This window comes from Pseudomonas abietaniphila (assembly GCF_039697315.1).
Lineage (GTDB): Bacteria > Pseudomonadota > Gammaproteobacteria > Pseudomonadales > Pseudomonadaceae > Aquipseudomonas > Aquipseudomonas abietaniphila_B.
Window position 1 is genome coordinate 1,897,360 of the sequence record NZ_CP155619.1, and the last position, 13,421, is coordinate 1,910,780.

A 13,421-nucleotide genomic window follows, 5' to 3' on the forward strand; every position below is an offset into this window, starting at 1 on the left:
ACCAGCCAACACCAGACAAACCGTATTCAAGCTCGACAAAACCAACGGCGAATACAATTCTGAAATCATGACCCACGGAGGGACCTGATCATGGATGAATATTCTCGCTCGTTACTGTCCAATCTTGTGAAAAAAACCTCAACGGCAAGTGAGCACATTGATAGCACCCGTTTTCTGAACGCGCTAGAACAAATAAATTGCCGTTCGGTTTTCGACATACTGCGCCTCTCAAAGCGGTCCTTTGTTCGTGAAATGCGTAAACTAACAGGCGTGAATGCGAACCTTGCTTACGAGAACGCTCAGTGTTACGCCACGCAAATTGCGCGCCTTTATCGTAACGAACTTGTTTCTTCTGAGCGTCACGCACACTCACCGAACGGAAGTGGCATACGTTCACTTGTTGAGATCGGCCCCAGTTTTCAAAACCTGTTTCAGGAGAACTGGAGTACATTTTGCAATGTGGGTGCCGTGGAGGCCATGGACTCTCCTGCGGCTTATCTAATATCGCTTTACAGATTTGCAACAGAAAAGCTCGAAAGCAGCACCGCCGATGCAAAACGTGTGGTGATTGACACCAGACGTCCGGATTTAAAGAATTTGACCATCGACCAAGTGAGTACCTTTAAAGCGGTACCGATGCTGGAAATTGTAAACAAAGTTCTAGAGGAAGGAATCAGGCGATATACAGACAGCGATGGCAATACTAACGCAGGCAAAACCATTTACGAGCTCATCGCGCAAAAAAAACACCCATTCCTGTTTCCTTATAACTTCTACCACCATCAGGTATACCTTGCCCTGTCAAAAAGAACATTAAGTCTTGGAGAACTCCGCCACACGGTAAGCCGACAACTGCCAATCTTTGGCGACCCCGGAAGCGTGGCATTCGGGAACGTTAACTTGCCCTCTTCAGAGGCTGCACTGTCTTCATCTAATGCGCAACTCATGCTGACAGACTTAAGCCCTGAACAGATCCAGATCCTGACTCTCCTCGATTGGCCTGCACCTGAAACCGATACCGCTGTCCTTGAAGATCGGTTCCGGGAGTACTACTCAAGCGAATACAACGAGAACAACCCTCTTAACTCTGTGAATGAATTCATGCGTAAAACCGGTGTCACAGCGGTGGAGCTTGAATCACTGCTCGCCACCAGATCGCAAACGCCTGTTCCCTCAACACACGCGACTGCTATTGCGGGTACACGCCACGCCGCGCAGTACGGAGCTGCCTATGTCAACGTCGCTAACGGTGGAGACGAACTGGCATTAACGGGTACAGGGGACAGCGCCAGTATCGACAAAACCACATATAAAACATTTGACAGACTGCAGCGCTTCATCAGACTCCAGCGGTGGTTGAAGATTCCTTGGGCAGATTTAGACACGTTACTTATTTCAACGCCCAGAATAGAAGCTGTCACCGGACAGAGCAAATTTTCGACCAATACATTGCGCACGATCGGCGTATTCAAACATTTGGCAAAACGTTACAAGATTTCGCCCGGGGAGTTTGCCGGCATCATTGACCGCGTTGCGATCTTCTCTGTGGGCGGTAAACTTTCACTGTTTGATGAGACATTCAATAAGGCTAACATCTTCGACCGTACACTCACCCTGGACAATCGTACGTTGACACTGCCCTTGGACACGCAAACAGCCTCTACGCTGGCCAATGGACTGAAGTTAGACGCAAACACAGGTTTTTTCTTAAGCTTGGTCGAGGAGTCTCTGGAAACGCCGCCAAGAATGAGTCAGGCGTTTATAACAAAATTGTACCGTCAGAGCCGTATTGCCCGATTGTTTAATCTGTCTTTGGAGGACCTTTACCTGCTGGTTAACATGCTGGGAGGGGTGACCTACACCGACATCCTAAAAAACGGGACAATACGTAACACAACGCCCAGAACCACACCCGATCTATTTGATCTGTTGATGCAATGCGATTGGGCGGTAACGTGGTTTAAAGATGTTCAATGGAGCGTGAAAGCGTTAGACGACCTTATTAATCACAGCACTGCTCCCTTGGTGGACATCGTGACTAGCGCATGGGTCGACAACCTTAAAATCGAAGCTACATCGCTCTCTGACAGCGTATCAGAAGGTTTGACGCACATGGACATCCCAGCACTAACAGTGGGCGCTGGTATTGATAACCGTTGGTATGAACTGGTGTTTTCAACGCTATTAAACGATGCAGGCTTTATCTTTGCGACCGAAGACGTGCTGGTGACCGTTCGCCAAAAACTGCAGGGATTGACGGATGCAAAAATTGACGGCGTGCCGTGGGAAGTATACCCAGGGTTATCCAACACGTTGAATCTGATTTCTTCGACGGTGACTTTTTATCTCCGCCTTCAAAACGAAAAGGTCGGCGGCGTATTGTCAGACATTGGCTTATCCCCGCAGACGGCAAATGATTTACTGCTGTATATACAGTCTTCCCCTGAGGCGCTACTGGCAGCGGCCACCGGTGAAGTCGAAAGTTTCAAAAACATGCTAAAACACTTATATAAACTTTGCGAATTAAAAAAAGCCACCGGCATCAGCCAACTGGCTTTTCTTAAACTGGCTCAGCATCCACAATGGCTTGATCCTAACCTGGCAGCACCTTTACCGGTCTCGTTGGCAAGTATCTACTTATTTACCAGTTATACCCAATGGGTGCAATACGTCAATCAGCCAGAAAAAAAGATGATTGAGTATCTTGAATTCGCAAACATTGATTCGCCCAGCGATGCTCATCCTGCACAGTGCGCAGAACGACTGTCTTCCCTGCTGGACCTCTCTTCAGCGGACATCCTCCAGGCATCCAATTTACTCAGCGGAAGCGTAGCAAGCTGTGTATCAGAGATACACTGGCTGATAAGACTCAAACAAATGACTGTTGCAACCGGACTTTCTGTGACGACACTTTTGTTGGCAACCAGTCTGACACCGGACAGCTCAGAGGCTGACTGGGAGAAAGTCGGTAGCGCCTCCATTGGCTCTACGCTCTAAGCACATCGTTACGTTCAGTCTATTGAGTTCAGGAGAAAAATATGACGCTTTCAATCGAGAGTCAGCTAATCGAATCCTACCGAGATGCATTGGTGGGGTACTACCTTAGCGAAGTCATTCCTAATCACCGCCCTATCATAGAATCAGGCCTTCATTCTCGAATCAAAACTGCGAATGATCTGTATGAGTATCTATTGCTGGACAATCAGGTTGCCCATGAGGTCCAGTCGAGTCCTGTTGCATCGGCGATTGCGAGCCTGCAGCAATATATAAATGCCACCCTCATGGGAATGGAGCCAGGATACGAACAGCTGCGACCCGATGAGGCGCAGTTCACAGAATGGCGTGACCGCAGCAGCCAATATCCTATTTGGGCAGCTAACCAGCAGTTGGCACTGTATCCTGAAATTTACATTTCGCCCGATTTAAGGTTAGCGAAGTCGGTGTATTTCACACGACTCGAAAATGATATAAACCAAAACAAGATCACGCTGGACAGTGTTCAGAGCGCAGTGTGCGCATACTTGTCCAATTTTGAAGAGGTTGCCAACCTCACCGTATTGAATGGCTATATCGACAGCGATAAATTCTCCGAGGGAAAATACTATTTCATTGGCAAGTCACCCGCAGAAAAACAGTATTACTGGCGGGTCGTTGACATGAACGAACGTGCTTATGTTTCCGGCACTGAAGGTCCAAAGTTTGACTACCCGACGCCAGGTGCCTGGTCGGACTGGCAAAAAGCAGACATCGGCGTTTCGACATCGACGCTTGAGCGCACCATTCGCCCCGTTTTCTTTAATAATCGACTCTTTATCACCTGGGTTGACCTGATCTACACCACCGAAGAAATTACAGTGAATTATTCCCTGCCTGCCGGGGAGCCTCCCTATCCCGTACCGCCTACAGCCCCCGAAAGCTCAACGATTATTCGCGGCCTCAATGTCAAACTCATGTTCAACATATCCTATAAAAAGTACGACAACTCCTGGAGTGTGCCACAAACTTACATGGACATTATCACGCCTAACCGTATCGAATTAGATGGCGGAAAAACAGCGAGGGTGGACAAAGACCTGAACACCGTTGCCAGTTACGACATTTCAAACTCTCCGGAGTCCTTATTTATCGCAATGTATCTGGGTGCGAGTAGGGGAGCAGACGAGCCGACTGGGGAACTAACCACCTATGCGCTGCTGCACACTCGACTTATTGACAAAAACTTCAATATTCAGACGTGTTTCCCCTCCGCCGGAAGCGCGCCCAACATTTACTCCCCCACCGATTCAGAACCCAGCGAACTTCGAGTCAGGAAATTGATGTGGACATTCGGGTTGAACAACCCAGACCGTTTCCAATTTCTTTCTGACATGCATATACAACTTAAGCATTTGGAAACGCTAACCCCACCTGAGTGGAATTACGGAAACTTACAAAAAGAAATATCACCGCCGCTCGCTCAGATTGACGCAGCAGGGTCAGCAGTAAACTTCACCACCTACATCGAAAACAAGATACCCAGTGACTCTTATGATATCGAGGTTTTGGTGGAGAGATTGAACATTATTAACCTGACCCCTATGGAAGAACTCATGTCAATCAAATCCCCTTACCCAACCCATAACTGGGAAAAGTTAGGCGTAGGATCAACCATAAAAGCCTATGATAAAGATTGGACTTTTTCCATGAGCTTATATTATTCCGGGCAACTATGGAGTATCGAGATAAAGACGCCAGACCTAAAGCCTTTAGTGATTCCACAGAACAGCACCGATATTTCCGGCAACATGATTAGTCGCGAATCACTCTTAACACTTAAGAGCGCTGCTATCACTGAACGAAGTGAGTCGGATTGGTTTACTAACCCAATCGACGTCGGGCTATATAGAGCTTCTAAACAAGGCGACGAGGTGTATAGCCAAGCCATACTTCTCCCACTCAACATGGCCAACCCAGTTGGCTTCCTTAACCCACTTAAAGAGTCTTCCGAGGAAGAACAAATAGTAGGTCCTAGCCCGCTGAATGCAGCTTTACGCTTCAACAAAGAAACTCTGGAGATTTCCACTCCTTTCGTGACGCTAAATCCGGACAACCGCAGAGTTTTCTACATCGCCCATGGCGTGATCTGCACAGACGCGGCAGGCATGGAGGAACACCTTGCGCTGAAGCTTGAAAAGCTTGAATTAGAATACGCAACCGGCGAATCTAGCTCCCCACTCAAGGCCCCTAAAATAGGACGGCGAACAGATCCGGAACTTGGAACCGCAGAGTTCATCGATTTCTCCGGCTCTACCATTGCAAGTAGCGACAGTGGCAACTCGGATCGCAGTCCTATCCGGATGAATACGTTGTTTGCCAGAGAGTTGATCAACAAAGCGAATATAGCGCTTGAGGCGTTGTTGTCCTGGGGTACGCAACACCTGCCTGAACCCGCACTTAGCGCCGAGGCCGCCGCCAGCTATATGGATTTCAACGGTGCAAATGGCTTGTATTTCTGGGAGCTGTTCCTGCACGTCCCCTTCCTGATTGCCCATCGTCTCAATCTGGAAAGACAGCTGAGTGAGTCATCGTTCTGGCTTGGCTTTGTATTCGATCCGGCACGGAAAGCCAACAGCGAGACAGGCGCTCCAGCTTACTGGAATGTAAGGCCCCTCGTTGAATCATCAGATCCAGATTATTTTATGCGCAGCCCTATTGATCCCGATGGCATCGCTGCAAGTCATCCGGTTCGGTACCAGAAAGCTGTCTACTTTCACTACATCAAAAACCTGATTGATCGCGGGGACGCATCATATCGGCAATTGACTCCTGACAGCCTTAACGAGGCCAAGTTGTGGTATGTCCGCGTTCTGGACCTTCTCGGTCCTCGGCCTGACGGCCAGATCATCAGCCGATGGGTACCTGCAAAGCTGAGCGACGTAGCAGCTTCAAAGAGTAGCGGCCTCCGTGCGTTCGAGCTTCGTCTTCAAGACGAGGGAACCGCGCCTGCGCTGCCAACGAAAGGGTCTCTGCCTTCCTTGCGCTTGAGCACGTTCGGTCGCGACCCAACGCTGAACGAACTCGATAACGACTACTTTTTGCCTCCATTCAATGCCGAGCTGATCAAACACTGGAATACGCTTGACTCCAGGCTTTATAACCTACGGCATAACTTCACCATCGACGGTAAACCTCTCTCCTTGTCGTTGTTCGCAACGCCGCTTGATCCGCGAGCGATGTTGACCGCTTATGCCAGCGGCGCGAACGATGGGGCGGCTGGCAGCTTGTTGGCACAGGAGGTTCCACATTTTCGGTACACGGTACTGTCGGCCCGAGCGAATGCGGCAGTGGAAACCCTCATCCAGTTTGCGTCTACGTTGTTATCGATGATTGATCGCAAGGATCAGGCCGACTACCAAGAGCTTCAGCAGGCTCAGGTATGGGAGTTCAGCCAGTTCGCTATTGATCTACAAGAGGAAACGCAACGCGTAGAGAAGGAGGCTAAAAAGGCGCTGCAAGCCAGTTTGGCCATCGCTCAGGATCGCGTGACTTTTTATACCGATCTTGCGGATGAGAATGTCATTCCCAAAGAAGTATCAGCTGCTGCAATGCATATGGCAGGACGACTAGCAGACGGTGTCGCTGGAATGTCAGCCAGTGCCGCTGCGGCACTGAAGGTCATACCCAATCATGTGGGATTTCACGCGGGAGCAACCGGAGGCATGGCCTGTGGGGTAGCTGCCGGTGCTGAAGCCGGGGGACATCGGTTGGAGGGAATCCCGGAAGTTGTGGCAATCATGTCCCAGATGGTTGCTGCGGAATCCCATGGCATCGGCGATGCCCTGGATCGGTCCGCAACCTATGACCGTCGCTTGCAGGAATGGGAGCATGCACGTGACCAAGCCAGCCTGGAGTGCGATCTGCTCAACACGCAACTGGCCGTTCACGAAGCCCAGATCAAGGTGACCGTCATTCAGCTGGAACAGGCCAAACTGGCCAAAACTCAAGCTGAGAAGATGTCTACCTTCCTGAAGAATCAGCGCTTCACAAACGCCCAGCTTTATCAATGGCTCAGCGGCCAGTTTTCGATGCTGTACTACCAGGCGTATGACGCAACGCTCTCATTGTGTATGAGTGCGCAAGCCTGCTGGCAGTACGAGATCGGCGATTACGCAACGAGCTTCATTCAACCCAATGCATGGAAGGATGATTACAAAGGCTTGACGGCCGGGGAAACACTGAAATTGAACCTGCTACGCATGGACGCAGCTTATCTGACCCGATACGAACGCAGGCTTGAGATTGTCAAAACGGTATCGGTCCGCCAGTTGCCGGTGTCCACCACTGAAGAGCCAACCCTCAATCAAGACTGGGAGACGGTGAGGGCCCGCTTGCTAGACGAGGGCATTGCAGCGTTTGAGATTACGCAGGCCATGCTCGATGCCGACTACCCGGGGCACACATTCAGGCGCATCAAACGTATCAGTGTTTCTCTGCCTGTAGTTCTTGGACCTTATCAGGACATTCGTGCAACGCTTACCCAGACCTACAACGCAGTTCAGATCGGCGGGGTGTTGAAAGAGAACATGCGTGCCAGTCAGCAAATAGCAATTTGCACCGGCGTCGATGATGACGGCCTGTTCGTTTTCAACTTCGACGACGAACGTTATTTACCGTTTGAGGGCACAGGGGTCATTTCACGCTGGACGCTGTCGTTTCGAAACCCGCAATCACAGAAGGAAATGATCGAGTCAATTACCGACATCATCGTGCATTTTCGCTACACGGCCAAAATCGGTGGGGCGTAGCATGTAGCCCGTGCGAGGTCGGAAGCGTTCAACCACTCAGAGGCGACGCTTCCGCCAACGCACCACCGCCCCGCACCAGACTCAAGGGCGGCGCAAAGGCTCGGTGCTGGCTTAAATAACGCATACAACTGACCCGCAGGAACGAGGCGAAATTGATCACTTCGCCCCGGTAATCCATGACCTCTTCGTACAGTTTGCTGATCAGTTGGTTGGTGGTGATGCCGTCGTGACCCGCGATTTCGGCGAGGATGTCCCAGAACTGGTTTTCCAGGCGCAGGGTCGTGACGACGCCGCAAATGCGCAGTGAGCGTGAGCGGGATTCGTACAGAATGGGGTCGGCCTTTACGTAAAGTTCGCACATGCGACGTCCCTCCGTTTCAAAGAATGATCTGCGTGCCGAGGACCTTGAGGAACGCCGCCAACCAGGCCGGATGCGCGGGCCATGCAGGACCGGTGACCAGTTTGCCATCGGTGTGCGCTTCGTCCATGCCGATCTCGACGTACTCGCCGCCTGCCAACCGAACCTCGGGCGCACAGGCGGGGTAGGCGCTCACCGATTTGCCCTTGAGCACGCCGGTTTCAGCCAACAGTTGCGGACCGTGGCAGACAGCGGCAATCGGCTTGTCATCGCGACCGAATTCGCGCACCAGTTCCAGCACCCTCTCGTTGAGGCGCAGGTACTCAGGTGAGCGGCCACCGGGCACCAACAAGGCGTCGTAGTCGGCGGACTTCACGCTGTCGAAATCGAAATTCAGGCCGAAATTATGGCCGCGCTTTTCGCTGTAGGTCTGATCACCTTCGAAATCATGAATGGCCGTGCGAATCACATCGCCCTTCTTTTTGCCCGGGCAGACAGCATGCACGGTGTGCCCGACCATCTGCAGCGCCTGGAAGGGCACCATCACTTCGTAGTCTTCGACGTAATCGCCGACCAGCATGAGAATTTTCTTGGCAGCCATTTTCGGTCCTCATCGATGAGTGGTGCGTTGTGATACCGATCAGTATCGGACCTGAATCGGCAACATGGGTAACAGCCTAGTACTACGGCGCACGGCTGATTCGCTTACCGGACATATGGGTAGCCGCCAGACCGTTGATCAGTCAACGTCGCAACAGCAGTGGGCGCCCCTACGCTTAAAGCATTGCCCAGACAAGGACGTCAGCCATGAGCCTGCACACCCACACTCCCCGCTTGCTGGTGATCGACCCTCGGGCATTGTTGATCCGCGAGGTTGCTTATTGCCGCTCCGATCAGGATATCCCCGCAGAAGAACGCGTGGCCCGACGTACCTGGGACGTGGCGGGGCGAGCCGTGGCTGATTGGGATCCGCGGTTGTGGGCGGCAGGATCTCGCGCAAACAACACAGTTATTCCCTCGCTCTCGGGACATACTCTGCTGGCGGACAGCGTGGATGCGGGTTGGACGTTAAGCCTTACGGGCGCTGACAAGCAGATTCAGGAGAACCGGGACGGGCGAGGACACTTCAGTCTGACCGAGTGTGACGCGCTGCTGCGACCGGTTTCAATCACTGAGAAGGCTCCAGATGCAGAGGCTACTGTGGTTGAGCGACTGACGTACGGCGGTGCCGCTGCGCCGTCCGGTCAGCGTGGCCGACTGATTCGCCATGACGATCCGGCGGGGACCTCGCAAGCCCTGGCTTTTGGCGTGACAGGCGGGGTACTGATCGCAAACCGGCGCTTTCTGCAAGACACGCAAATTTCGCCAGACTGGCCGCTTGAATCCGCATCACGCGATCAGTTGCTGGAAGCTGGAGAGGGTCATACCACCACAACCCTCTTCGATGCCATGGCAATGCCCATCAGCCAGATCGACGCAGCGGGAAACCGGCAGGTTCATCGCTACAACGTCGACGGCTCGCTCAAGGAAACCGCTATCGAGTTGGTGGGGAGCTCCACCGCTCAAACACTGGTCAGCGATATTCAGTACAACCCGTTTGGCCAAGTCATCAGCGAGCGTCTGGGTAACGGCGTGCGCACAGAAAATACCTACGAGCTGCAGACTGGGCGACTCATCGGCATCAGCGCCCGCACAGCCGAGGGCATCGTCTTACAAAACCTGACGTATGAACATGATCCGGTGAGCAATATCGTCCGGCTTGAAGACCTGTCAGCCGCCCCTTCCGCCGCCAGAAATACAAAGGCCGACCCGGCCAATCTGTACCGCTACGACAGCCTGTACCAGTTGGTGGAAGCTACGGGTCGTGAGGTCAAAACCGGTTTCAGTCACGGGCCTGCTTTACCCGACGAGCAGCCGCTGCTGCCCGATCCCACTCAACTGACAAACTATACCCAGACCTACTCCTATGACGCGGGCGCCAATCTGCGCCAGATGCGGCATGTCGGCGATCACTCGTTTACCCGCACGATGCTCGTGGCATCCGACAGCAACCGTAGCCTGCCCGAGGGCGAAGTCGATAACCCTCTCGAACGCGGGTTCGATGCCAATGGCAATCTTCAGGAGCTCGTACGGGGACAGCCCCTGCTGTGGGACGCGCGCAATCAGCTTCGTCAGGTCACGGCCGTGCAGCGCGCAGACGGCGCTCACGACGACGAGGTGTACGTTTACGATGGCTACGGACAACGCTGCCGCAAGCTTCGTCGGGCACAAACGAACGCTCGAACACTCAACGCTGAAGTGCGTTACCTGCCGGGTCTTGAGATTCGCAACGAGCCTGATGGCGAGCGGTTGAATGTCGCCTCGGTTCAGGCCGGACGCAGCCGCGTCAGAATCCTGCATTGGGAGGCCGGCAAACCCAATGGCATCGACAACGATCAAGTGCGTTACACCCTTCAGGACCACTTGGGATCCAGCGCACTGGAACTGGATCATCAGGGCGAGCTGATCAGCCAGGAAGGGTATTACCCGTTCGGTGGCACGGCCTGGTGGGCAGCGCGCAGTGCGGTGCAAGCGAAGTACAAGACCGTGCGTTACTCAGGCAAGGAGCGTGACGCCTCGGGGCTTTATGACTACGGGTTCAGGTATTACGCCCCCTGGTTGATGCGTTGGATCAACCCGGACCCGGACAGGAATGCCGATGGGCCGAACCTGTATCGCATGGTCAGAAACAATCCGTTGTCCCTGACCGATCACGACGGGCGGGCACCCACGCCTCTCGATCCGGTTGCCGATGACGGACACAATACACAGCCGAAGCTGACAGCTCCTCCCCAAAAAAGTCAGGAGACCTTTTCCTACGTCGTGGAAGATCTGGAGCGAACGTTGGCCACGACCGAAGAAGGGGCTGAAGAACGAAACAGACTGATCAACGAAAACTTCACGCACAAGATTGTTTTGAAGTCGATGATCAAGACCGATCCAAAACTCTCGACGCTGGAAAAGCCGAGCAAATACTGGAATAGATTCGAAAAGCATGAATGGACCTTCATGCACAATTTCAAATACTCGGATTCAGGAAAAATATTTGCCAACGATGTAGCCCGCCATCAGTACAAGGCGGTGGCCAAGGCCAATCACTTTTTCGGGCACCTGCCCTCAACCATACGACGATTCAAGGTCATCAACGAGACCACGCTCAGCAAAACCGAGGGGCTGGAGAACGAGTCAGCGGAAATGCTGGAGGTGTTTTTTTCTCAAACCCCTAACGGGAAGACCACACAGCGCATTCTTGATGACTTCGATTTGAAAGCGACGGCCGTCCGGCGAGAACCCAACGCAGGCAAAATCGACTTCGTTATCAGCGTCGAACCCAAGGGATCGTTTACCCGGGTCAGTGCTGCTGAGTCAGACACGACGGCAGCCAGCACATCCTCAAGGCCGACCACTGGTTTTTTCAGACGCCGTCTTCAGAAAACCAAGGCAGTCGCTTGAATCTAAACGGGGCTTACCCCCGCCGATCCAACGCATTGACCACCAGCCGATCCACCCATCCCCACAGGCGCTGTTTGACACGGCGCCACAGGGGACGGGATTTCCAGTCCGCCAGGCTCACTTCGCTGCTGACCCGAAAATCCCGCTCGAAGCTCTGGGTCACGGCCAGGGTCAGTCCGGGGTCGATGGCTTCAAGATTGGCCTCCAGATTGAAGCGCAGGTTCCAGTGGTCGAAGTTACAGGAACCTACGCTTACCCAGTCGTCCACCAGCACCATTTTCAAGTGCAGGAAACACGGCTGGTATTCGAAGATTTTCACTCCGGCTCGGAGCAGACGCGGGTAATACCGGTGGCCGGCGTAGCGCACGGACGGGTGGTCGGTGCGCGGGCCGGTGAGCAGCAGGCGCACATCGACACCCCGGGACGCCGCACGACGCAATGCGCGGCGGACTTTCCAGGTCGGCAGGAAATACGGCGTCGCCAGCCAGATGCGTGTCCTGCTGGTGTTCAGGGAGCGGATCAGCGACTGCAGGATGTCGCGGTGCTGGCGTGAGTCGGCATAGGCCACTCGCCCGAATCCACTGCCGCTGACCGGCGCTTTCGGCAAACGCGGCAACCCGAAGTTTTCCGCGGGTCGCCATGCGCGGCGTCTGGGGTTGGCGTGGAACTGACGGTCGAACAGCGCTTGCCAGTCGAGCACCAGCGGACCGCGAATCTCGACCATCACTTCGTGCCATTCGCTGGCGTCCTGATCCGGTCGCCAGAATTCGTCTGTCACGCCCGTTCCGCCCACCACCGCCAGCGCCTTGTCGATCAGCAACAGCTTGCGATGATCACGGTAGAAATTGCGTATGCCGCGACGCCAGTGCACGCGGTTGTAAAACCGCAGAATCACACCCGCCTCGGTCAAACGCGTACGCAGGCTCAAGGTAAAGGCCAGAGAACCGAAGTCGTCGAACAGGCAACGCACGATCACACCACGTTGCGCGGCATTGACCAGCGCTTGCACAACGGCCTCTGCACACGCGCCCGCCTCCACCAGATACAGTTCGAGTTCGACCTGCTGCTGCGCCCCGTCGATCGCGGCGATCATGCGCGGGAAAAACGCCGGGCCGTCGATCAGAAGGTTGAACTGGTTGTCGTCACGCCACGGAAAAATCGCGCCTCTCATGATCAACGCGCCGTGAAGATCAGTACAGCGCCGACCGGCACCGAAAACCCGATGGCCGAGAGATCAGCGACTTTGCGCAATCCTTCGAGCCCCGACAGCAATCCGAAATCCTCGGCGTGCAACACCAGGGGTTCCAGCGTCACCACTTGAAAACGTTTGTCGTCGAGTCGCGTTGCCAGCAGTTGGGCGCTGTAGCTCTGCGACTGGCCGTGCATTTGCACGTTCAACGGCAGCCGTAACTCCAGCTGCGCGCCGGGTGCCAGCGCATTGATCGGACGCATGTCCAGTTGAGCCGTGATGCGGGCTTCGGGGAATTGCTTGATGTCGAACAGCTGCCTGCGCAAGCGCTCATCGCGCAACGGAATGCCGGTGTTGACCGATTCCAGCTCGACTTCCAGCTCGGCCACGCCCTTGGGATCGACCTTGCCGTGCAGGTTGAGGAAGCGATGGACTTCGGAAATGTCGGCGTTTTTCGTGGAAATGAACGACAGTCGCGAGGACTCGTTATCCAGATACCAGTTCGCCTGAGCAGGCAGCGCCATCACGGCGAGCGAGGCCAGCAGCAGGCGGGTGAGAGTGGGCATGAGAACTCCAGAGGCGCGAATGAGGCAACCTT

General features: G+C 53.9%; 7 protein-coding genes. 3 read left to right on the forward strand and 4 right to left on the reverse strand.

From position 1 onward, the window contains the following. Positions 1-90 precede the first annotated feature (90 nt). The gene (locus ABDX87_RS08360) at positions 91-2,997 is read left to right on the forward strand and encodes a Tc toxin subunit A (RefSeq protein WP_346832457.1); all 2,907 of its coding nucleotides are present in this window, start codon (positions 91-93) and stop codon (positions 2,995-2,997) included. A 41-nt stretch (positions 2,998-3,038) separates the two neighbouring features. Further along, the gene (locus ABDX87_RS08365; protein ID WP_346832458.1) at positions 3,039-7,784 is read left to right on the forward strand and encodes a neuraminidase-like domain-containing protein; all 4,746 of its coding nucleotides are present in this window, start codon (positions 3,039-3,041) and stop codon (positions 7,782-7,784) included. Positions 7,785-7,812: 28 nt separating this feature from the next. Here ABDX87_RS08365 and ABDX87_RS08370 read toward each other — a convergent pair whose 3' ends face one another. Further along, entirely contained in the window at positions 7,813-8,145 is a 333-nt protein-coding gene (locus tag ABDX87_RS08370; RefSeq protein ID WP_346832459.1) for a ribbon-helix-helix domain-containing protein, read from the reverse strand. Positions 8,146-8,161: 16 nt separating this feature from the next. Beyond that, a complete protein-coding gene (locus tag ABDX87_RS08375) occupies positions 8,162-8,743 on the reverse strand; it encodes a DJ-1/PfpI family protein (protein ID WP_346832460.1) in 582 nt (193 codons plus the stop codon). Between the two features lie 239 nt (positions 8,744-8,982). Between ABDX87_RS08375 and ABDX87_RS08380 the strand changes: the two genes are divergently transcribed. Continuing rightward, the gene (locus ABDX87_RS08380; protein ID WP_346833464.1) at positions 8,983-11,634 is read left to right on the forward strand and encodes an RHS repeat-associated core domain-containing protein; all 2,652 of its coding nucleotides are present in this window, start codon (positions 8,983-8,985) and stop codon (positions 11,632-11,634) included. A 13-nt stretch (positions 11,635-11,647) separates the two neighbouring features. Here the strand turns inward: ABDX87_RS08380 and ABDX87_RS08385 are convergent, their stop codons facing one another. Together ABDX87_RS08385 and ABDX87_RS08390 are read right to left on the reverse strand one after the other, a co-directional pair. After that, positions 11,648-12,805, reverse strand: a complete 1,158-nt coding sequence (locus tag ABDX87_RS08385; RefSeq protein WP_346832461.1) for a phospholipase D-like domain-containing protein — start codon at positions 12,803-12,805, stop codon at positions 11,648-11,650. Positions 12,806-12,807: 2 nt separating this feature from the next. Continuing rightward, entirely contained in the window at positions 12,808-13,389 is a 582-nt protein-coding gene (locus tag ABDX87_RS08390) for a YceI family protein (RefSeq protein WP_346832462.1), read from the reverse strand. Positions 13,390-13,421 lie beyond the last annotated feature (32 nt).